The sequence below is a fragment of the Aeromonas sp. genome, from assembly GCF_051657805.1.
GTDB lineage: Bacteria > Pseudomonadota > Gammaproteobacteria > Enterobacterales > Aeromonadaceae > Aeromonas.
The window spans coordinates 316,137-338,795 of the sequence record NZ_JBOFLJ010000021.1; the positions used below are offsets into that span (position 1 = coordinate 316,137).

15 protein-coding genes are annotated in these 22,659 nt (G+C 62.2%); 7 read left to right on the forward strand and 8 right to left on the reverse strand.

The genetic code is table 11. The features are described from left to right. Nucleotides 1–4: 4 nt before the first annotated feature. The 5 genes from fliD to ACRCYW_RS08705 all read right to left on the reverse strand — a co-directional run bounded on the left by fliD (nucleotide 5) and on the right by ACRCYW_RS08705 (nucleotide 5,860). Entirely contained in the window at nucleotides 5–1,417 is a 1,413-nt protein-coding gene (gene fliD / locus ACRCYW_RS08685) for a flagellar filament capping protein FliD (protein WP_438549705.1), read from the reverse strand. 31 nt (nucleotides 1,418–1,448) lie between these two features. Next, entirely contained in the window at nucleotides 1,449–1,907 is a 459-nt protein-coding gene (locus ACRCYW_RS08690; RefSeq protein WP_438549706.1) for a flagellar protein FlaG, read from the reverse strand. Nucleotides 1,908–1,945: 38 nt separating this feature from the next. Continuing rightward, a complete protein-coding gene (locus ACRCYW_RS08695; protein WP_438549707.1) occupies nucleotides 1,946–2,851 on the reverse strand; it encodes a flagellin N-terminal helical domain-containing protein in 906 nt (301 codons plus the stop codon). Between the two features lie 594 nt (nucleotides 2,852–3,445). Next, on the reverse strand, nucleotides 3,446–4,351 hold the full coding sequence (locus ACRCYW_RS08700; RefSeq protein ID WP_438549708.1) for a flagellin N-terminal helical domain-containing protein: 906 nt from the start codon (nucleotides 4,349–4,351) through the stop codon (nucleotides 3,446–3,448). Between the two features lie 600 nt (nucleotides 4,352–4,951). After that, nucleotides 4,952–5,860 carry a flagellin N-terminal helical domain-containing protein gene (locus ACRCYW_RS08705; protein ID WP_438549709.1) on the reverse strand — a complete coding sequence of 303 codons (909 nt, stop codon included), beginning with the start codon at nucleotides 5,858–5,860 and terminating at the stop codon, nucleotides 4,952–4,954. A 389-nt stretch (nucleotides 5,861–6,249) separates the two neighbouring features. Between ACRCYW_RS08705 and ACRCYW_RS08710 the strand changes: the two genes are divergently transcribed. After that, nucleotides 6,250–6,882, forward strand: a complete 633-nt coding sequence (locus ACRCYW_RS08710; RefSeq protein ID WP_438549710.1) for a trimeric intracellular cation channel family protein — start codon at nucleotides 6,250–6,252, stop codon at nucleotides 6,880–6,882. A gap of 101 nt (nucleotides 6,883–6,983) precedes the next feature. Continuing rightward, on the forward strand, nucleotides 6,984–7,391 hold the full coding sequence (locus ACRCYW_RS08715; protein WP_438549711.1) for a hypothetical protein: 408 nt from the start codon (nucleotides 6,984–6,986) through the stop codon (nucleotides 7,389–7,391). Nucleotides 7,392–7,457: 66 nt separating this feature from the next. On the opposite strand, the gene thiI is transcribed toward ACRCYW_RS08715, so the two are convergent. Further along, nucleotides 7,458–8,906: a tRNA uracil 4-sulfurtransferase ThiI gene (thiI, locus tag ACRCYW_RS08720; protein ID WP_438549712.1), complete on the reverse strand. Its 1,449-nt coding sequence runs from the start codon at nucleotides 8,904–8,906 to the stop codon at nucleotides 7,458–7,460. A 193-nt stretch (nucleotides 8,907–9,099) separates the two neighbouring features. Here thiI and ACRCYW_RS08725 point away from each other — a divergent pair, with 193 nt between their 5' ends. Then, the gene (locus tag ACRCYW_RS08725; protein ID WP_438549713.1) at nucleotides 9,100–10,059 is read left to right on the forward strand and encodes a hypothetical protein; all 960 of its coding nucleotides are present in this window, start codon (nucleotides 9,100–9,102) and stop codon (nucleotides 10,057–10,059) included. 100 nt (nucleotides 10,060–10,159) lie between these two features. Here ACRCYW_RS08725 and pbpC read toward each other — a convergent pair whose 3' ends face one another. Both pbpC and ACRCYW_RS08735 read right to left on the reverse strand, forming a co-directional pair. Continuing rightward, entirely contained in the window at nucleotides 10,160–12,526 is a 2,367-nt protein-coding gene (gene pbpC / locus ACRCYW_RS08730) for a penicillin-binding protein 1C (protein WP_438549714.1), read from the reverse strand. A gap of 7 nt (nucleotides 12,527–12,533) precedes the next feature. Then, complete coding sequence (locus ACRCYW_RS08735) at nucleotides 12,534–17,399, reverse strand: alpha-2-macroglobulin family protein (protein WP_438549715.1); 4,866 nt, start codon at nucleotides 17,397–17,399, stop codon at nucleotides 12,534–12,536. 514 nt (nucleotides 17,400–17,913) lie between these two features. Here ACRCYW_RS08735 and ACRCYW_RS08740 point away from each other — a divergent pair. The 4 genes from ACRCYW_RS08740 to ACRCYW_RS08755 are packed head-to-tail and all read left to right on the forward strand — an operon-like array spanning nucleotide 17,914 to nucleotide 22,658. Beyond that, nucleotides 17,914–19,008 carry an AI-2E family transporter gene (locus ACRCYW_RS08740; RefSeq protein ID WP_438549716.1) on the forward strand — a complete coding sequence of 365 codons (1,095 nt, stop codon included), beginning with the start codon at nucleotides 17,914–17,916 and terminating at the stop codon, nucleotides 19,006–19,008. 3 nt (nucleotides 19,009–19,011) lie between these two features. Continuing rightward, a complete protein-coding gene (locus ACRCYW_RS08745; protein WP_438549717.1) occupies nucleotides 19,012–20,538 on the forward strand; it encodes an efflux transporter outer membrane subunit in 1,527 nt (508 codons plus the stop codon). Beyond that, complete coding sequence (locus tag ACRCYW_RS08750) at nucleotides 20,531–21,625, forward strand: HlyD family secretion protein (RefSeq protein ID WP_438549718.1); 1,095 nt, start codon at nucleotides 20,531–20,533, stop codon at nucleotides 21,623–21,625. The genes ACRCYW_RS08745 and ACRCYW_RS08750 overlap by 8 nt, the downstream gene beginning before the upstream one ends. Before the next feature lie 7 nt (nucleotides 21,626–21,632). Beyond that, nucleotides 21,633–22,658, forward strand: coding sequence for a hypothetical protein (locus ACRCYW_RS08755; RefSeq protein WP_438549719.1), 1,026 nt, complete (start codon nucleotides 21,633–21,635; stop codon nucleotides 22,656–22,658). Nucleotide 22,659 lies beyond the last annotated feature (1 nt).

The window sequence follows — 22,659 nt, forward strand, 5'->3', positions numbered from 1 at the left end:
TTAATCAATTCTTATTGTTTATTTGCAGAGACGTCAGGGCGGATGCAGAGTTATTCATCTTGACCAACAGGGCATCCAGGCTGCCGTATTGAGCACGCAAAGACGCCTCATACTTGGCCAATTGCGCCGTGGCAGTCGCCGACTTCTGAGTGAGAGCCCGTAGATCCGAGTTCAACACATCTTCTCGCTGGGACAGCATGCCGCCACTCTTGGTGTACTCCTTCAGACCCTTGTTCAAGGTGGATGCCAAACCATCATCCCCACCAAAGAGCGCCACGACCTGATCGAAATTCTTGTCGATAGCCTCGCTAAACTTCGTCTTGTCCAGAGACAGCTTGCCCTTGTTATCCATCTTCATGCCGATCTCGAAGACGGTGGAATAGGTGCCACTGTTCTTGGAGGGGCTGACCAGCAGGTTACTCATGAAAGAGCTGATGGCACGGGTAGTCGCGTCTCCGGCCAGGGCACCCCCGTCATCCTGCTTTACCCCGCCAACGAAGGAGCTTCGCTTGTCCAGGGCGTTCATCTTGTCTTGCAGGGTGTTGTAGCCATCGACAAACTGCTGGACCAGTTCCTGAATAGAGGTCTTGTCGGTGGTGATATCCACCTTGTTGGACTTTCGCGCTCCTGCCACGCCGCTGTCCTTGTCCGCATCCGAGAGGCGCAGTACGGTTATCTTGAGATCCTGAACGGAGTCGTCAAAGGTATTGGTATCGCTCTTGAGAACGTTGCCATCCACATTGATCTCGGCGCTGCTGGCAGCACGTTTCTGGCTCATCACACTACCGGATGTCCTCGCATCGAAAACCTCGAGCTCAGGGGTGCTACCGGTGATAGTCAGATCCTTGCCATCCCCCGAAATACCGGAGTCAATCATCAGCTTGGCCTTGCCATCCGCCGTGTTGACTATGTTGACACTGAGACCGAAGTTATCCCCGTTGCTGTTGATACTCTTGCGGATGTCTTGCAGGGTATAGCCTGCCTTTACGTCCACCTTGAACGTCTTGTCGCCGGCCTTGAACGTCAGCTGACCATCCTGAGTCACCATGGGAGTGGTAGAACTATCGAAAACCCCCTCCTGACGGCTCGTCTCTGCCAACTTATTGACGGTGATGTTGTATTGGCCGTTGGAGGCGCCAGTCTTGCTCTCCACCTTCAGGATGGGGTCATCTTTGCTTTGGGTGATGTTGATGGCTCGTTTGTTGAAAGCCCCCGGGGCACTCAACTTGTCGAGTATATCGGTGAAGGCCGAGATGGAGGACTTGAGTTGGCCTATGCCAGACAAGGTGATCTGGGTGCTGTTTTGCTTGGTAATGATCGGCTGTTGCAGCTGGGCTTTTTTAGCCTCTACACTAGCCGCTATCACATTTTCAAGCTGGAGCCCTGAACCCGCCCCTGCAGAGGTAATTGCCATCACGTCCTCCTGTCTATCAACTTAGAAAATAGGGTTACACCTGACCATCGAACAGCAGCCCGGAAAGGCTGACCCCACTGCTGCTCGTCTGATCCAGCGATTGTAACCGCTTGCTTATCAACAACATTTCTTCACTTGGGATCTGGCGAATGACCTGTTTGGTATCCGCATCTATCACCTTGATCACGGGTTGATCGAACTCAGGAACCAGGCTGAAATTGATGGTCCATCCTTTCAGCTTGCTCAGGCTGTCCAATCTTTCCTGCAATTCTTGGGCCTCTTTTTCAATCAAGGCCTGCTCTTTACGTAATTCCGAGTCCTTGGCATGCGCGGGCTTCTCCTGCAACACCTTGGCTGTCGATTCGACACCCGTCTGTTCGACCTGAGTTTCTCCTCCAGTGATTGGCGAAGAAACAGACATGGCGGCCCGGGGGCCGCCATGTTGAGTTAGCGTCGAAGTAACAGAAGGCAAGGCTATCGATTCAGTGGCCATCTGCTGCTCCTCATGTCAATGTTTGACGGTTTAACCGCTTAGCCCAACAGCGACAGGGCTGACTGCGGACGCTGGTTGGCCTGGGCCAGGATGCTGGAAGCCGCCTGCTGCAGGATGTTCTGTTTAGTCATGTTGGCGGTCTCGGTCGCAAAATCCGCATCACGGATACGGGAGCGCGCGGCACTCACGTTTTCGGAGATGTTGGCCTGGTTGCGAATGGTCGAGTCCAGACGGTTCTGCACCGCACCCAGCTCGGCACGCTTGCCATCAACAACACCCAGCATGGCATCCGCAGCAGCTAAAACCGCCTGAGCCCCACTTTGGCTACTAATACTGATTCCACCCGCACTACCGCTAGTAAAAATGGTATCCACTGCAATAGCGGTCCCGATGGCGGTACCAACGTTGACAGTGGTTCCTGCTGCCGTAGCAATACCGGAGATACTGAAGCCGCCAGCTTGAGACAAACTAAAACCAATGGTCTGGTTAGCGTCAGCTCCGACTTGGAATACGCCACTGTAGTTACCATCCAGCAATTTGGTACCCGCGAAGGTGGTGTCTTTGGAGATACGGTTGATCTCGGAACCCAGCTGATCCACTTCTTTCTGTAGGGCTTCACGGTCCTTGTCGGAGTTGGAGCCGTTGGCAGACTGCTGAGCCAGGGTACGCATACGCTGCAGCATGCCGGTCACTTCGTCCATGGCCCCTTCGGCGGTCTGCGCCAGGGAGATGCCATCGTTGGCGTTGCGGTTGCCCTGATCCAGACCGTTGACCTGAGAGGTCAGACGGTTGGAGATCTGCAGACCGGCCGCATCATCCTTGGCGCTGTTGATGCGCAGACCGGATGCCAGACGGGTGTACGAGGTATCCAACGACTTGGTGGTGTTCATCAAGTTACGCTGGGCGTTCAGTGATGAAGTGTTGGTATTGATAAACATGGCCATAAAAAATTTCTCCTGATGAACAAGAAACTGCGGGCTCTGCTGGTATGTACACAGTCAGGATCCCACCGTTCAGATGGACAGATTGAACGGTCTGTACCATCTGGCGGATCCGCTGTTTGAACAGACATCGGACCCGCAGTTGCGCAAATGTTGGATTTCCGAACACCCCTCAATTTGCTTCATATCCTGTAACGGCAGCCACAACAGAAGCTTTAGGAAATTTATTGCCGCTCTCATCAGCAAGGAGGCAACTCCCCGCCCCCCCCCTTTAACCACAAAAGGGTCACTTGAATATGGAAAGACGGCTAAGTCATGACCCTTTATCGTCAATAGAAAGTGGTATAAAGAATGCCTGTAGAGATGGATAACCACTATTATGGCGTCCATAAAAAAGCCGACTATGGTCGGCCAAAGAAGAACTTATGCTCAGGAGAATAGCCCCAAGAAAGACAGAGTGAACAGTCTGCCAATCCCTTGGGGCTCGTATCAAAACAAGGGAGTCTCTCTTTCGATAGCACAAGGCGTAAATCCGAACACCCCGTTGTTCCATCTTTCTGACCAAGGAGGTCTGAACAACCGCCCTTTTCTTTTTACTTAACCCAGCAGTGAGAGGGCCGATTGCGGGCGCTGATTAGCCTGGGCCAAGATGCTGGAGGCCGCCTGCTGCAGGATGTTCTGCTTGGTCATGTTGGCGGTCTCGGTCGCAAAATCTGCATCACGGATACGGGAGCGCGCGGCACTGACGTTCTCGGAGATGTTGGACTGGTTACGAATGGTCGAGTCCAGACGGTTCTGGACCGCCCCCAACTCCGCACGCTTGCTATCGACAACCCCCAGCATGGCATCAACAGCTCCCAGCACTTCTTGGGCTTGGGACTGAGTACCTATGTTGATCCCGTTTGCTCCACCGCCAGTGAAAATGGCCGTGACATCAATAGCAGTACCAATGGAGGTACCCATATTGACGCTAGACCCAGCTGCGGCAGCAATCCCCGAGATACTGAAACCACCGCTCTGGGCCAAACTAAAGCCAATGGTTTGGTTAGCATCTGCCCCGACTTGGAAAGTTCCACTATAAGTTCCATCCAGCAATTTAGTTCCGGCAAACGTCGTATCTTTAGAAATTCGGTTAACTTCTGCACCTAGCTGATCCACTTCTTTCTGCAGGGCCTCACGATCCTTGACAGAGTTGGAGCCGTTAGCGGATTGCTGCGCCAGGGTACGCATACGCTGCAGCATGCCTGTTACTTCATCCATGGCCCCTTCGGCGGTTTGCGCCAAGGAGATACCATCGTTGGCGTTGCGGTTGCCTTGATCCAGACCGTTGACCTGAGAAGTCAGACGGTTGGAAATCTGCAGACCGGCCGCATCGTCCTTGGCACTGTTGATGCGCAGACCGGATGCCAGACGGGTGTACGAGGTATCCAACGACTTGGTGGTGTTCATCAAATTACGCTGGGCGTTCAGTGATGAAGTGTTGGTATTGATAAACATGGCCATAAAAGATTTCTCCTGATGAACAAGAAACTGCGGGCTCTGCTGGTATGTACGCAATCAGGCTCCCACCGTTCAGACGGACAGATTGAACGGTCTGTGCCATCTGGCGGATCCGCTGTTTGAACAAACATCGGACCCGCAGTCGCGCAAATGTTGGATTTCCGAACACCCCTCAATTTGCTTCATACTCTGTAACGGCAGCCCCACCAGAAGCTTTAAAGAATTTATTACCGCGCTCATCGACACAGAGGTTGCCGCGGGTTCACCAGGAAATACCGTGCCCCATCTCCCCTATCTCAAACAGAAGCTCCTGCATTAGCATCACATCGCCTCGTAACTGGCACAGTTCATGCTTAGCTTTGTTGGGTGTCGATTTTTCGACGCCCATAAAAAAGGCCGACAATGTCGGCCAAAGAAGAGCTTACGCTCAGGAGAACAACCTCGAGGGTGACAGAGTGAACGATCTGCGTAACACTCGAGGGGTATACCAATAAGAGAATTTCTCTTTCGATAGGACAAGGCGTAAATCCGAACACCCCATTGTTCCATCTTCTTACCAGGGCGGCCTGAACAACCGCCCTTTTCTTTTTCTTGAATTCCCGATTAGTTCTGCAGCAAAGAGAGCGCTGACTGCGGACGCTGATTGGCCTGGGCCAGGATGCTGGAGGCTGCCTGTTGCAGGATATTCTGCTTGGTCATGTTGGCAGTTTCGGTCGCGAAATCTGCATCACGAATACGGGAGCGCGCAGCCGAGACGTTTTCGGAGATGTTGGACTGGTTGCGAATGGTGGAATCCAACCGGTTTTGCACCGCACCCAACTCGGCACGTTTGCTATCAACCACAGTCAACATGGCATCAACTGCTCCCAACACTTCCTGTGCTTGCGACTGAGTACCAATATTGATTCCACTTGCGGCTCCACCTGTAAAGATGGCAGTAACATCAATAGCCGTCCCGATGGCCGTTCCCATATCCACATTTGTCCCCGCAGCTTTTGCAATCCCCGAGATACTAAAGCCCATCGTCTGAGCCAAGCTAAAGCCGATAGTCTGGTTGGCATCGGCACCGACCTGGAAGGTACCGCTAAAGGTACCATCCAACAGCTTGGTGCCCGCGAAGGTGGTCGCGGTGGAGATACGGTTGATCTCGGCGCCCAGCTGATCCACTTCTTTTTGCAGAGCTTCACGATCCTTGGCGGAGTTGGAGCCGTTGGCAGATTGCTGAGCCAAAGTACGCATGCGTTGCAGCATGCCGGTCACTTCGTCCATGGCGCCTTCAGCGGTCTGCGCCAGGGAGATGCCGTCGTTGGCGTTGCGGTTGCCCTGATCCAGACCGTTGACCTGGGAGGTCAGACGGTTGGAGATCTGCAGACCGGCCGCATCGTCCTTGGCGCTGTTGATGCGCAGGCCAGATGCCAGACGAGTGTAGGAGGTATCCAGGGATTTTGTGCTGTTCATCATGTTACGCTGGGCGTTGAGCGATGAAACGTTGGTATTGATATACAGACTCATGATTTTTCTCCTAAGCTATTAAATTTTATCTTTAATTCACTCAGGCTTTATTTTCGTCTGTGCCTGATATGTTTAAGTTAACGGCGCGTTTTGATGATGCTTTAGTGTTTTTTACAGCCTTTGGTGCTGTTATCGCCGCCTGACTTATATATCGGCCCCTCTTGCCGGGTCTTGAGAAAAATGTTGGAATTTTTTTGCCGATGGAGCGCTCCACTCAGGCTCCATCCCCTCTCGGCTCAGGGACCAAGCCAGGCTTGCCACTAGCCCCCCTGGCCACAAGGCCCCGGAAACTTGGCCTGGCTCCCACTTTTGCACGCCAGTATTGCTCGTCCACACGGCTTGCCCCTAAAATCGCCGCCCCATCATTTATCGGACCTGAGTTGTTCCCCATGCAGACGCTAGTTGAGCAGATTGTTTACATCAGCGACATGTTTGGTACCGCAGTATTCGCGTTTTCCGGGGTCCTGGTCGCGGGTCGCCTGCGGATGGATGGCTTCGGCGTCATGGTATTGGCGGCGGTGACCGCCATCGGCGGCGGCACCATCCGCGACATGATCCTGGGCGCCACCCCGGTATTCTGGGTACGCGACCCCCTCTATATCTGGGTGGTCATCGCCACGGCGCTGATCGGCATGTGGATGGTCAAGCTGCCAAGGCGCATGCCCTGGTATGTGTTGCCGGTAGCGGACGCCTTCGGCTTGGCCCTGTTCACCGTGATCGGGGCCCAGAAGGCGCTGAATTTTGGCACCTCGGGACTGATAGCCGTGCTCATGGGCACCATGACAGGGGTCGCCGGCGGCATGATCCGAGACGTCTTGGCCCGGGAGGTGCCCATGGTGCTGCAAAAGGAGATCTATGCCACCGCCTGCATCCTCGGCGGCATCCTCTATACCCTGGCCCTCGAAGTCGATATGGACAGGGTGACCGCCATGCTCATCTGCATGACGGCCGTGTTCGGTCTGCGAGTGGCAGCCATTTACTGGCACCTGTCACTGCCCACCTTCTCGCTGCAACGCAACTGACCCACGCTCCGGCGGGGGAGATCCCGCCCCGGCCGGAGCAAGATTGAACCAAGCCCGCTTTTCTGTTGTCATAAAGGGGTCGTTTCAATCCGGACTATCTCATGCAAAAACTTGGGTTCATGACCACCCTGATACTGATGACGGTGGCGGCAAATGCCGGAGCACAGGCTCTGTTTGGGCGCCTGGCATCGACCCCGGTGCAGCAGTTCAACCAGCAGATCCGCCAGGCCAGCAGCAGCCAGCAGAGCTGGGTCAACGACTATCGTGAAGTGGCGCGGCGCTTTGTGGGCCATGAGAACATGCCAAGCCGCATCCACGCCCAGCAGCTGGACAAGGATCTGGTTCTCTCGGTGGCCCTCGATGGTCACAAGAGCGACATGATCTACATACTGACGCTGTTTCGCAGTGACAACCTCTGGCAGATGCGCCAGGCCCAGATGGGCTGGCGTTGCCTGGGTCAGGAGACCTTCACCCCGGTTCCCTGCCCCGAGTCGACCGTCACCCCCTAAGGCTCGGGAGGCGGCAATAAAAAATCCGGCACATGGCCGGATTTTTTATTGGGAGGGAGTGCTCACTCAGGGGCGATAGACCTTCACATTGTCAAAGCCCTGCTCCTTGAGATAGAGGGCCTGCAGCTTGCTCATCACGCCGCGATCGCAGTAGAGCAGATAGGTTTGCTCCTTGGGCAGATCCCCAAAGGCGGTGGCCAGCTTGAAGAAGGGGATGTGCAATACCTCGCGACCCTCCACCACCAGGGGCTTGTCGTCGTGCTCGTCATTGGAGCGGATATCCAGGATCACTTCGCCGGCGGCCAGCTCCTGAGTCATCTCCACTTCCTGCACCTGGGCCGCTGTCTCCTCGCCGATGCGGCGGATGTCGAGGTAACGGGCCTCGCTCACCACCTTGTCCAGGATGGCGAAGTCGAAGTTGCCCTCCTCCGCCTCGATGCGGGCCAGATCCGCCTTCACGGTCGGCTTCTTGGAGATGACGCCGCAATACTCCGGCATGGTCTCGGCGAACTCCAGAGTGCCGATGCGGCGCGCTTCGCTGATGATGTCCGGCTTGTCCCAGGTGATGAGGGGGCGCAGGATCACCTTGTCGGTCACCCGGTCGATGACGTTGAGGTTGGTCAGGGTCTGGCTGGAGACCTGGCCCACGCACTCGCCGGTCACCAGGGCCGGGATCTGGAACTCGTCTGCCACCTTGGCGGCGGCGCGCATCATCATCCGCTTGAGTACCACCCCCATCTGGCCGTTGTCGATCTTCTCGAGGATCTCTGCCACCACGGGCTCGAAGTCCACCGCAGTGAAACGCACCCGGTGGGAGGAGCCGAAGCGGTTCCAGAGGTGATAGGCTACCTGCTTGACCCCGATCTCGTGGGCGGCGCCGCCGAGGTTGAAGAAGCAGTAGTGCACACGGCAGCCGCGCTTGATGAACTGGAAGGAGGCGACCCCAGAGTCAAAGCCGCCGGAGAGCAGGCTCAGCACATCTTCCTGGGTGGCGATGGGCATGCCGCTCAGCCCCTGATGGATGGCGCTGACGATGAACAGCTCCTCGCCGTCTATCTCCAAGTTGATCTTCACATCCGGGTTCTTCAGGCGAACGCCGGCGCTTTCACAGTGCTGGTTGAGGCCGCCCCCGACGTAGCGCTCCACTTCGAGGGAGGAGAATTCGTGCTTGCCGTGGCGCTTGGCGCGCACGCAGAAGGTCTTCTCCTTGAGCTGCTCGCCCCAGACGCCTTTCACCTGCTCGAAGATATCGTGCAGATCGGTGAACTTGCTCGCCTGCACCTCGAGGAAGGCCTGGATGCCGGGGATGCAGGCCAGCGCCGCTATGGTCTGCTCGCGGAACTGGTCGTTGCGGGAGCTCACGATCAGCTTGTCCCAGTCCATCCGCACCCGGGCGTCGTCGTCGAAGCGTCGCAGGACGTTGCGGATGTTGCCCTGCAGGATCTTGATGAAACGCTGGCGAACCGACTTGCTCTTGATGGTGATTTCCGGGAACAGCTTGATAATGAACTTCATGATAATGACTCGGGTGGCCTCGATTTAAGGGCGCGGATTATATCAGAAGTTTGCGGCCAGCGCCTACAGGCTGAGCACTCCCCCGGATATCCCGCGCATTTCCCCACACAATGTTTGCCGCCGACCGGCCTTGTTGCGTATATTCCCCTGCCTGCGGTCTGGCAACCCCAACAACAAGCAACAGATAGGCACGATGAAGACCTATATCTACTACCCCGGCATGGAAGTGCGGGATGAACTCTGGCTCAAGTTTGCCCTGCTCTATCTGGAGCGGCTCGCCTTCGTCTTCACCGTCAGTGAAAAAAGCGGTCTCACCGCCCTGCTGGAGACCCTGCGCCAGCAGACGGATCTGCTCGCCGAGCGGCCCAGCGCCGACTTCTTCGCCGCCATCACCCCCCAGATCGAAAACCAGATCGCCGGCCTCATCGCCCCAGACTTCGTGCGCCACAAGGTGTTCGGCAACAAGGAGTTGATCACGCGCTGGCGCGCAAGCGCGAACCACGACTGCTTCTGCCCGGCCCAGGCGGGGCTTGAGCGACTACACGGCTTCTGCCTTGCCCACGGCTTTGCGACTCAGGACGAGGGGGGAATTCGGATGGCGCGGCGCTTCGCCAACCTGCTCTCCATGCGCCTCGCCCGTGAGTGGGCGCTCGCCAATGAGGGCGCCCTCATCACGGATCACGACTACCTCGATCGGCTGCTGCACCTGCTCGAATCCCGCTACCACAATCGCGGCGGCCAGGATTGCTTCCACCTCGAGATCCCGTTGCGAGTGCCCACTCACCTCGCCGACATATCCTTTGCCGAGCTTGTCGCCCTGCGCGGGCGCAGCGGCTTTCGTCAGCAGTTGGCCGAGTTCCATCAGGCCCTCGACGCCCTGCTCGCCATGCTCGCCAGCGGCTATGCCGACTCCGCGGTGCTGACCCGCTTCGAGCAGGCCCAGCAAGGTCTCAATCTGCTGCTGGGGCCCGACTCCCGGAGCCTGCCGCTCACCACGCTCGTCAGCACCGGCTTGCCGGCCATGGCGATGATCCACCGTCTGAAGGAGAGCCACCCGGATAGCGCTCTCGTCTTTCACTCCATCAAGAAGAGCCACTTCCACCAGCGCAAGAGTCAGCACTTCTTCACCCGGCTGGGACAGGTCAAGCCCTGAGCCGCTCGGGCTGCTCTCTTTGCCATTCATCAGCCCATGTCATAAACAGGCGTCAATATTTTGTCACGCCGCTGCGGGTTAAAAGAGATGCCCCGCCTGCTCAGGAGGGGTTTTCCAGTCGGAACTCGATGCGATCGCTGTTGCCCGCCTCATCCACCACCACCAGCTGATAGCGTCCCGCCGCGCTCAATACCTGATCCCCGTCCCAGCGCAGCCTCTCGCCGTTCAAGAACCAGTGCGCCTTGCCGATGCCACCGAGCACCCTGGGCTGCAGCCGATAACGCTGGCTGCGGATAAGATTCCCCTCCCCCAGCGCGACGATGCGGATGGGGGCCTGCTGATCCGCCCCCCGGTTTTCCCCCTCGCAGCCGCTGGCCAGCAGCGCCCGGCGCCGCTCCGAAGGCTCGCGCCAGGGCTCGAGGGAGAGGGGCCAGAGCGCCCGCCAGGCAAAGCCATCGGCATCACGGCAGCGGGCCAGGGTCGGCTTGCCCTCCCCGGTCAAGGCCACCTTGCGCAGGGGGGAGGACCAGTCCATGGGATCCGGCAGGGTGGGGGGATCCCGCTCATCCAGCAGCCAGGCATTCTGTTGTTGCATGCAGGCCTCTGGCAGGGTGACGCTCGCTCGTCGCCCGAGCGGCCAGCAGATGTCGGCCTCGCTCACGGTGTTGGGCTGAACCGGCAAGGGGCTGGTATCGCCGAGGCGGGAGTAGACAGAGAGTAGCAGGGGGATGGCCGCGCTCTGGCCGTAGAAGCCCGGCAAGGGGGTGCCATCGGGGCGCCCGAGCCAAACGCCAATGGTCCAGCGCCCGGAGACCCCCAACGCCCAGCTGTCGCGATAGCCGTAGCTGGTGCCCGTCTTCCACGCCAGGCGGTTGACTCGGCCGGTCGCCTCGCTCGTGAAGGGCTGATCCGCCCGCCCCTGGGCGCTCAGGATATGCCAGATGATCCAGGCTGCCCCCGGACTCAGCAGGGGGCGCGACACCGCCTGCTGCCCCGCGAGCCAGACCGGCATCGCCACCTGCCCCTGGCGGCTGAGGGCGCTGTAGAGCGCCACCAGCTGCTCCAGCCGGATACCCGCCGCCCCGAGCGCGATGGCGGGGTTGGGTCTATCCGAGAGCGCCAGCCGCACCCCGGCGTTATCCAGCCGGTTGACGAAGCTGTCCGGCCCCAGCGCCTCCAGCACCTGCACCGCCGGCACGTTGAGGGATTGCTGCAGCGCCTGGGTCAGGGTCACGGGCCCCTGGAAGGCGCCGGTAAAGTTCGCGGGTCTGTAGTCCGACCCCAGACGGGGGGCATCGGCGAGCAGGGAGGCGGAGTGCACCAGGCCCGCGTCCAGCGCCAGGCCATAGATAAAGGGCTTCAGAGTGGATCCCGGCGAGCGAATGGCCTGCACCATGTCGAGGTAACCGTGGCGTTTCAGGTTGCCATACTCGGCGCTGCCCACGTAGGCACGCACCGCCATGGTCTGGTTGTCCACCAGCAGCAGGGCCGCCGAAGTCTGCTCCGGGAAACGGCGGATATAGCTCTCAACCCTGTCCTCCAGCCAGCGCTGCAGACTGCCGTCTATGGTGGTGTGCACCAGGGCCCCCGGCTGGCTGTTGGCGGCGAGGCGGGCAAACAGCGGCGCCTCCATGGGGGTGAAATGGCCGCGGGCCAGCACGGGTTCGATCCGTCCCTGCTCCCAGACGGATGTCGCCCAGGTGCCCTGCTTGACCAGCCGCAGCATCACCTTGTCCCGGGCGGCGCGGGCCCGCTCCGGGTGCCGGTCCGGCCGATAACGGCTGGGAGCCTGGGGCAGCACCGCCAGCAGGGCCGCCTCCGCGTGGGTGAGCTTGGCCGCGCTCTTGCCGAGGTAGGCGAAACTCGCGGCCTGCACCCCTTCCAGGTTGCCGCCAAAGGGGGCCCGGTTGAGGTAGACGGTGAGCAGGGTTCGCTTGTCGTAGTGCCACTCAAGTTGCAGTGCTCGCGCCATCTGGCGCAGCTTGCCCGGCACGCTGCGATGGTAGGGCTCGATGAGCCGCGCCACCTGCATGGTGAGGGTGGAACCGCCGGAGACGGCCCGCCCATAGCGCAGCCACTGCCAGACCCCCCGTGCCATGGCGACGGGATTGACCCCGGGGTGTTGCCAGAAGTGGCGATCCTCGTAACCGAGCAGCGCCTCTATGTAGCGGGGGGAGACCTGAGTCAGGGTGACCGGGTAGCGCCAGACCCCGCTGGTATCGGCGAAGGCCCGCAGGGGCCTGCCCTGGCTGTCGAGCACAACCCGCGCATAGGCGGGATCCAGCGGCGGTGGCGGGAAGGCCCTGTCCAGCACCAGCAATAGCAGGAGCAGGGCTCCCACCCCGGCGACCCAGAGGCGCAACCAGAACGGCAGGCGGCGCAGCCCCAGAAGCAGGGCATGCCAGTGCTGATGCAGCCACCGGCGCCCCTTGTGCCCACAACCGGCGGGACGCACCTCCTCTTGCATGGGGGCCTTACTCAGAGATGGTCACCTCGTGGATGTCCTGCCCCACCGCCCGAAGTTCGGGACGATACATGTCCTCCACCTGGGTCGGCGGCACCTGATAATGACCCGGGGTCACCGCCCGCATCAGATAAACCAGCTGCTGATTGCCCCCCTCGCTCAAGTCCAGAGCGGCCGTGTAGCGGTCATCCCTGAACTCCTGATGCTTGAGGTAGTCGTTCCAGTCGCTCTGCCAGGCAGGCTTGCCTTCTATTTTCAGCTCCTCGAGCTTGATGCTGTTGCCAAGGGCCGGGTTTTCCAGCTCGAAGCCCGCCGGCAACATATCCACCAGCAGGGCGTCGGGCACCGCCTGCTCGCTCGATACGTTCAGCCGTACCACCACCAGATCGCCGACCCGCACCCTGGCGGGATCGAGCTGCTTGCCATCCCCATTGAACCAGCTGCGGGTCACACTCATCCCCTGACTGAGACGCGCGGGCGCCTGCTCTGGGTAGCCGATGAGGGTGCGCTGCACATAGAGGGAGCCCTTGCCGTCGTTACCGATGCCGGTCACCGCCAGCGCCTCGAGGGCACCGAGCTGCTGACTCGTCTGGCCGGCGAGGGGCAACTCCCCGCTCGCGCTCGCCACCCTGGCCTGCCAGTCGACGGCGGGGTCGACCTGGGCCAGACGTAGCAGGGCGAGCCGCTCCTGAGTGCTGAGCCACTGGCGGTGGGCCAGGGTATTGGCCAGCTTGGCACTCAAAGCAGACCAGCTCCCCTCGGCCAACTTATGCTGGCGCAGCAGGGCGAGTTCGAGGGCCCCGTCCCGCAAGGGAGAGCCATAGTCCGCGAGGTAATCATCCCCCCGCTCGGTCGCCAGCGCCCGGGTCAGGGCCTCGGCGCCTCCTTGCTGATCCCCCATGGCGGACAGGGCCAGGGATAGATGCAGCAGGGGCAGGCCGGAGCGGGCGTGATCCGCTTGCTGTTCCCAGATTAGGCGCAGGGTGGAGAGCGGCGCCTTGCCCACTCGCGCCAGCACATAGGCGCTGTAGGCCTGATAGGCCAGCCGGCTGTGCTCGGGGGCACTGCTCCAGCGCTCCCCGTACTGGCTGTCGGTGAGGTAGTTCTGCAGCCGCATGAGGGCCAGGCTCAGCATGGCCTCCGGCACAGCCTCCCCGGCCTCCTTGCGGGTCAGCAGGTAGTCGGCGGCGTAGGCGGTGAGCCACTGCTCCTCGTCGGAGCGGCCGTCCCAGAGCCCGAAGCCACCGCTCGGCAGTTGCAGCCGCTGCAGCCGCTGCATCAGGGTCCGCTGCACCTCGGCCTCGCTCTGCGCCTTGGCGGGCTTGGGCAAGTTTTTGGACCAGGCCTCCCGCTCGGCGGCCGTGGTCAGCTCATAGGGCCAAGCGCGGGACAGAGTCTGCTCCAGGCAGGCGTAGGGGTAGTCGGCCAGGGCCTGCCACTGGGCCGCCGGATCCCAGGGGGGAGTGCCCGAGAGGCTCAGCAACCCCTGCAGATTGGCAGGGGCCAACCCCGCTAGATCCTCCGGGGCGAAGCTCATCTGCTGACCGGGCGCCAGCATCTGATAACGTTGACGGGTCTGGGCCGGCCAGGGGGATCGCAGGGGCAGCGACCAGTCGCGACTCATGGCAAAGCCCTCACCGCTGGCAGCCAGCGCCAGGCGTGCCACTCCGCTCGCACCCGTGACGGTGAGCGGCAGGGTGAGCCAGCGCTCCTCGCCGTTTTTAAGGTCCAGGGTTTTGGGCAGTTCAGCGCCCGCCTGCAGGCCGCCGCTCAGGGTCCAGTTCAGGGAGAGGGATTGATCCTGGCCGCTCATGTTGCGCAGCTGCACCAGGGCGCGGGTCTCGTCCCCGCGAGCGCCGAAGCGCGGCCAGCCTATCTCGGCCACCAGGGGGGAGACCACCTTGACGGCGCGCTCGGCCTGGCCGACCTGCTGCTCGTTCCAGGCCAGGGCCATCAGCGCCAGCTCGCCGTTGAAGTTCGGCAGCTCCAGCGGTATGACCGCCTTGCCGCTCTCATCGAAGTTCACCTCCCCACTCCAGAGCGCAGCCACCTCGACCCGACTCTCCAGAGCTCCCCCCTTCTTGAGCGCCGGCGCATCGCCGCCGTAGTTGAGGCGCGCCAGCTTGCCGTCCTGAGGGGGGATCACCTGACCGTAGTTATCGAACAGGTCCTGGGCGAAGCGCTTGCGACCGAAGAAGATCTCGAACGGGTCGAGGGGTTTATAGTCGCTGATATTGAGCACCCCCCTGTCCACCGCCGCCAGCACCACCCGGCCCCGGCTGTTGGGGGTAGAGCTGGCCGTCACCTCGAGGCGAGTCAGGGGCACCGCCTTGTCCGGCGCACTCAGGGTCAGCGGCAGGCGGCGCGCCTCCCTGTCCAGGGTGAGGGGCACCAGACCGACCGAGCGCAGGCTCTGCATCCGCGCCTGACTCACCGGCAACTCTTCGCTGTCCGGGGCCGCTATCTGGGCCGAGATGTGCAAGTCATGACGCAGCCACTCCGGGCTGATGGGGATCTCGAACTCCCCGCGCCCCGTTTTCGATTCACCGCCTTCGGCTTGCAACTCGATGCGCTGCCACCAGCGCAAGCCATCCCCGTCTTCCACCATCAGCAGACCCTTGCCGGCGCGAGGGGCGACCAGGGTCACCCTGGCCTTGTCACCGGCCTGATAGGCCCGCTTGTCGAGGCTGATGGCAATCTTGTCGGGGCGCGCCTGTTCGCCACCGCCACCCCAGGCGTAGCTGCCGATCTCGAGGCGCAGGCTGGACTCATGACCCTGGCTGTTCTCCACCTCGAGCCGATACCAGCCAGCGGCAAGCGGCAGGCTGAGCGCGGTCGGCCCCTTGCCATCCAGTTGCAGAGTCAGCTCCTGCTCCAGATAGGGCTGGGGATTGTATTCATACTTCCAGCCCTCGCCCCCCGAATAGTGCCAGTAGTAGTCGCGGTATTCGTTGATGAGGCGTACCTTCACCGCCCCCGCCACCGGCTGACCCTGCTCATCCAGATTGAGGATCTGGAACGGCAAGGGTCTGCCCCCCTCCACCCGCTCCGCCACGAAGTCTGCCTTGAGGGCTGGCCACTGGCTCCCCGCCGGCCAACCGTATTGGATATGGCTGCGATTCACCGCCCGGCCACCTGGCTCGGAGAGGGAGACCCGGTACACCACCTGGAGCGGCCCGAGGGGCTTGACGCTGTCGAGCTGATCCGCAAGGGAAAACACACCCTCCCCCTGCTCATTCAGGGTTAGGGAGAGGGGCTCGGGCTCCTTCACCTCTTCCAGCAGCCGCACATCCCCCAGGGTGAACTCCTGCCACTGGCTGAAGGGCATGAGGGCGCGGCTGATGGTCACCTCGGCCTTGGCCTTGGTACCGCTGGCGGGGGCGCCGTAGAGATAATCCCCCTTGAGGGACAGCGAGAGCGCGTCGGTCTCACCGAGCAGTTCCCCATCCGGCCCCTTGCCGAGCTGCAGCTTCAGCCGCTCGGGCAGGAACTCCTCCACCAGGAAGGGCCACTCGAAACGGCTGCCGGCGGCTGTCTTCAGGTTGATGGTCCAGCGACCCAGGGGCGCATCCTGGGGCAATCTCAGGCTGTAGCCCGCCGCCCCCAGGTTGTCCGGCAACAACCGCCGCTGCTCCAGCAGTTGCCCATCCGGTTGCTTCACTTCCAGCTCCACCGCCATGCCGGGCAGCAGCTGACCATCCTGCCCCTTGAGCAGGATCTCGCTGTCGAGCCGCTCGCCGGGGCGGTAGAGGTCCCGGCCACTGAAGAGATAGAGCTGCTGTACCTGCCAGGGCTGGGTGCCGAGGTCGAAGGCGGAGAGATCCAGCGCCGCGCCGTCGAGGCGCAGCACCGCCAGGTGCTGGCCCTGCTCGGCCAGCAGCAGTCTGGCCCCCTGCACCTGCTCGAAGCGGCGGTACCCCTGAGCATCCGTGCTCTGCACCTGCAGCCGGTTGCCCTTCTCATCGAGCAGGGAGAGTTGCACGTCCTTGAGGGGGGAGGCGCTGGCCAGGGAGCTGACGAACACCGCCAACTGATCCGGATAGCGACGGGCGCTCAGACCCATGTCGCTCACCGCGAAATAGGTGGTCTCCTTGCGCCAGTTGTAGTCGCCAAGGGGGGACATCACCGCGAAATAGACGCCGGCCTGTGCCAGTTGCGGCTCCTTCACGTTGATGAGGCGGGTCTCTCGGCGGTTGGGATCGAGCCCCAGGGCGTAGCGACCGCTAAACACCCGCTTGGCCCGCGCACTGACTTGCTCCAGATCCCAGTTGCCCATGCCGGCCCCCGGCTTGTACTCGGCCAGGAAGCGCGGCAGATAGTCCGCATCAATTCTGAAGAAGTCGATATTGACCTCATCCACGTTGACCGCGCTGATGGGCAGACGCAGCTCCTGGCGCAGGGGCAGCACCATGCCGCTGGCGGTGAAGGAGGCCCCGGCCTCCAGCGGCCGGGTCTTGAGGGTCCAGTGCTGGGCCTTGGGCCCCAGCCCCTCCTTGAGGGTCACCTCATAGGATTGATTGGGCTCGACACTCGGGAAATAGAGGGTGCGGCCATCCTCGGCCAGGATCCACTCCCCCTTCACCTGCTTGCCCCCTTCCGTCACCCCAAGCCAGCTCTGCCAGCTGCGCCTTGGGGCCAGTGCGCCGGAGAAGACCAGCGCCAGCGCCGGTGCGTCCCGATACTGACGGGCACTGGCCTGACTCACCTCGGTCGGCGCCCCCGCCTCCTGCACGGTGGCGACGGGTTCGCTCCCGGCCTGCTTGATCGGGGTGTCGGGACCGCAGCCAGCCAGCAGCAGGCCGGCCAACAGCCAGACGGCCCCGCGTTGCAGCAGAGAGGGGACAGGAGGCACAGGGTTGAGCGCGAAGAGGTGCATAGGTTTCATCCCGGATGGAATCGCCGCCGACGCGGCACAATGGCCAATAGAGTAAAGGATCCCGACCCATTAATACAAAATCATGACACCAGAATGAGTCTCTATATAAATGTGGGCCCGCAGTCGCTCCCGCTGCATTTCATTCGCCGGGCAATATAATTCATTCGAAACTCAGGCTGGGTTGGCGATCATATATGCAGCAAATTCTTTCTGTTTTCTGAACCCAGGCTAAACTGGAAACAATAGTCCACTTGTGTGGTACGGGGGGACTATTTATCCTCTACCATCGCCAAATCTGCTCAATCAATCAACTACATATCAAATAGTTAGCTCGTTTCTTTACAAGCCCATCGCCTGTGCCATAAATGAAGCACGGGCATGTTGCAATACCAAGGCGCACCCCAATTCTTGAACTCAGGTTCATTTATTACTGCGCAAGTTAATTCCTGCTGGCCCGGCGTTAATGTCGGGCCAGCATCGTTGTGCGCTCATCACCTGCTGGAGTCATACCAGAATGGAAAATAACGATCTCGCCATAGTCGAAAAAAGAGTGGTGACCCGATTCCTGGATATGTTTATCAAGTTCGGGCTTATCCTGGGTCTGGCCTCCTTCTGCTTTACCGTCTTCTCCCCCTTCATGAACATGATGCTGTGGGGTCTTATCCTGGCGGTCACGCTCTATCCGCTCCACCAACGCTTCGCCGCCCGGCTCGGCGGCAAGCAGGGGCGTGCCTCCACCCTGCTGGTGCTGCTGGGAATAGTGCTGATCGTCGCCCCCACCATCGCCATGGTCAGCTCCCTGGGTGACAGCGTCAGCGCTCTGGTCAACAAGGTGGAAAGCAATACCCTGACCATACCGGCTCCCTCCGACAGCATCGCGGCCATCCCGCTGGTGGGCGAGAAGCTGCACGCCTTCTGGCTGAAGGCCTCGGTGGACTTGCCTAGCCTCATCAAGAGCTACCAACCCCAGCTCGGCGATCTCGCCAAGCAGGTCGTCGGCATGCTGGCCAGCATGGGGGGCGGTCTGCTGGGCTTTGTCGCCTCCTTTATCGTCGCCGGCATCATCATGGCCTGGGGGGCGCCCGGTGCGGTCAGTGCCACTCGCATCGCCATTCGCTTCACCGATGAGAACAAGGGCATAGCCCTCACCAAGCTGTGTACCAGCACCATCAGGGCGGTCGCCCAGGGGGTCATCGGCGTGGCCTTCATCCAGGCGCTGCTGGCGGGCATCATCATGTCCCTCGCGGGGATCCCGGCGGTGGGCATCTTCTTCGTGCTGGCGCTGATCCTCGGCATCGCCCAGGTGCCCGTCATCCTGGTCACCGGGCCCGTGATTGCCTACATGTGGATGGCCGGGGATCACGGCACCGTCGTCAACATCATCTACACGGTGCTGCTGGTCATCGCCGGCATGGCGGACAACGTGCTCAAGCCGCTGCTGCTGGGACGCGGGGTGGATGCCCCCATGCCGGTGGTGCTGCTCGGTGCCCTCGGCGGCATGGCCACCAACGGCATCCTCGGCATGTTTATCGGCGCCACCCTGCTCTCCATCGGTTATCGCATCTTCATGGCCTGGGTCAACGAAGGTCAGCCCGGCGCGAAGCAATAACCCATGGTCGTCGTCCATCACGCCATGCGCCCCCTGTTTGCAGGGGGCGCATGCCTGTTTCTGAGTGCCTGCACCCTGCTTGGCCCCGACTATCAGACGCCCCGGGTCACCGAGATGGCGTCCTGGCACAGCGCCAGCCAGGGCCAAGCGGCAGCCAACGCGGCTGACTACCGGCGATGGTGGGAGCAGCTGCACGATCCCGTGCTCAGCGCCCTGGTCGAGGAGGCCCTTCGCAACAACCCGGATGTCCGCATCGCGGGCCTGCGGATCCTGGAAGCCCAGGCCCAGCTCGGCATCGCCGAGAGCCTGCTCGGCCCGCAGGCCACGGTCGGCACCGGGGAGTTCCTGCAGGCTGGCCAGAGCCGCGATGGCCACAGCACCTCGGGAAGCAACTATGGCGCCGGCTTCAACCTAGGCTGGGAGCTCGATTTCTGGGGCAAGTTCAGGCGCGGGGTCGAATCGGCGGATGCCAACTACTTCGCCACCCTGGCGCAATACGACGATATCCAGGTGCTGATGATTGCCCAGGTGGCCCAGCTCTACGTGAGCATCAGGACCGTCGAGGCTCGTCTCCAAATCGCCCATGAGAACGCCCGCCTCCAGCGCCGCAGCCTGGAGATCACCGAGCGGCTGTTCAAGAGCGGCAACAGCGCCGAGCTGGATGTGCAGCAGGCCAGGACCCAGTATCTGGGCACCCTCTCCGGCATCCCCCAGCTTCAGACCAGCTTGCGCCAGAGCCAGAACGCCCTCTCCACCCTGCTGGCCCGCACGCCTGGCCCCCTGCCTGAGATGGGCGCGGGCACGGGGCAGATCCCCCAGGGCACCCTGGCCCTGGTCGCCGAAATGCCCGCCGACTTGCTGCGCCGTCGCCCCGATGTACGGGTCGCCGAGCGGCAGCTGGCCGCCCAGTCCGCCCTCATCGGGGTGGCCGAGAGCGAGCTCTACCCCTCCATCACCCTGCTCGGCACGCTGGGGGTCAGCGCCACCGCTGGCAGCAGCGGCACCTACTCCTGGGCGGTGGGTCCGTCTCTCAGCTGGAACCTGCTGGATCAGGGGCGGCTCGGCAACCAGGTGCTGGTGCAGGACGCCCGCTTCCAGCAGCTCCATGAGCGCTACCGCGATACCCTGTTCAAGGCCGCCCGGGAGGTGGACGACGCCGCCATCGCCTACGCCAACGGTCAGGACGAGATCGCCCTGCTGACCCAGACGGGGGCGGCGGCGCGCCGCTCCCTGGACATCGCCAACACCCAGTACCGGGAAGGCATGGCCGACTTCCAGCGGGTGCTCGACTCCCAGCGTGCCCTGTTCAGCCAGCAGGAGCGGCTGGTCAACAGCCGGGGGGCCCGCATGCGCGATCTCATCACCCTCTACAAGGCCCTGGGTGGCGGCTGGGAGCAGGGGCGCTCCCGCCCTCTGGTGACTCCCGCCGTCGAGGCCCAGTTGCGCCAGCGCGCCGACTGGGCCCCCTTGCTCGACAAGGTTCAGCCCCAACCCAATCCCTCCTCCCAGAAGGTAAGTACCCATGACTGACAAGGCCCCTCCCCCCGGCAAGGCCAGCCGCAACGCCACCCTGGGGCTGCTGGGACTCATCGCCGCACTGCTCGGCTGGTATCTGCTGGCCGACCGGCTGACCCCCTACAGCTCCCAGGCCCGCGTGCAGGCCTTCGTGGTCCCGATCGCCGCCGAAGTGGCCGGCCAGATCCAGCGAGTCCATGTGCGCGACAACCAGGACGTGGCGGCCGGCGATCCCCTGTTCGAGATCGATCCCGAGCCCTATGACATCGCCCTGGCCAAGGCGCGCTCCGACTACCAGACGGTGTTGAGCGGCGTCAAGGCGGGCAACGAGGGGGTCAAGGCGGCGGAGGCGGCCCTGATGGCCATGCGCGCCGCCTATGACAACGCCGCCAAGGATGCGGCCCGCCAGGAGCGGCTCTATCGGGAGGATCCAGGGGCCATCTCGGTGCGACGCCTAGAGGTCGCCCAGGCCAGCCGGGAGACCGCCAAGAGCCAGGTGGCAGCCGCCGAGGCCGACGTGCGCCGTGCCATCGAGGCCGCCGGCGCCAGCGGGGACGACAACTCCCAGCTCCTCAGCGCCCGCTCGGCGGTGCACAAGGCGGAGCTGGATAGAGCCAACACCCGGGTGGTGGCGCCAGGGCGGGGCCTCATCACGGATCTCAGCACGGACGCCGGCCAGTTTATCGGGGCCGGAGCCCCGGCCATGACCCTGATCGCCATCCACGACGTCTGGATCTCGGCGGATCTGACGGAAAACAACCTCGGCAACGTCCAGCCCGGCGACAGGGTGGCCATCCTGCTGGACAGCCTGCCCGGTCGCCTGTTTGAGGGGGAGGTGCGCAGCATCGGCTACGGGGTGAGCGACGGCAAGAGCCAGCCCGCTGGCACCCTGCCAACCGTGGACAACAACCGGGACTGGCTGCGCCAGGCCCAGCGCTTCCCGGTCAAGATCGCCTTCAAGGAGGGCGATCTGCCGCCGGCCGAGGGGCTGAGGGTCGGCGGTCAGGCCGACGTCATGGTCTATGCGGGCGACAGCGGCCCGATGAACCTGCTGGGGGCGCTCTACATCCGGTTGATGAGCCTCTGCTCCTTCCTCTACTAGGTGGCCTATGCATAACGCCGACAGGGCAGTCCTTCGCATCGGCACCGGCATCGCGCTGGCGGCGGGGATCTGCTACGGACTCGCCCTGCCCATGCCCCACCTCGGGCTCATCATGGCCTGGGTGGTGCTGTGCCGCCCCGGCGAGCCGCTGGGTTTGACCAAGGGGCTGGCGGGGGGCCTGCTGTTGATGGCCATGATGATGGGGGGCGTACTGCTGGTCCCTCTGCTGACCCACTACGCCCTGGCGACCGTGCTGCTCGTCAGCCTGCTGCTCTACCTGCTGATGCTGCAGGGGATGGCGGGCAAGGGGGCGGCCTCCATGCTGCTCATCATGGCCATCACGGTGATCCCGGTGGCCGGTCTCATCGAACAGCGGCTGGCCATCGCCATCGCCCAGATGATGGCGGTGGGGATCCTGGTGGGGACCCTGGTCAATGCCCTGGCCCACCGCCTGTTTCCCCCCAGGCCGTCGGCACAGGCCGCGAGGCCGAGGCCCACCCCCCCGGAGCATCCAGGACGGCTGGCCCTGCGCGCCGTCATCATAGTGCTGCCGGTCTGGCTGCTGGCCCTCGGCAACCCTGCCTTCTACATCCCGGCCGTGATGAAGACGGTGACCCTCGGCCAGCAGAGCAGCGCCCTCAATGCCAGAGCGGCGGGCAAGGAGCTGCTGTTCTCGACCCTGATGGGGGCCCTGCTCGCCTTCGTGCTCTGGATGGGACTCGGCATCTGGCCCTCCCTGCTGATGCTGATGTCGATGCTGGCCCTGATGACCCTCTGGCTGGCGCGGCGGCTGCTTGGATTGGTGCCGACCCGCTTCCCCCCCTCGTTCTGGAGCAACGCCTGGATCACCGCGCTCATTCTGTTCGGCCCGGCCATCGAGGACAGCGCGGCGGGCAAGGATGTCTGGCTCGCGGCGGCGATGCGCTGCGGCCTCTATCTGTTGGTGGCTGGCTATGGCTGGTTCTGTATCTGGCTGTTCGAGCAGGGATGGTCGGTCGGCCGCCCCTTGGCAGATCAACCCATTGGAGAGTGAT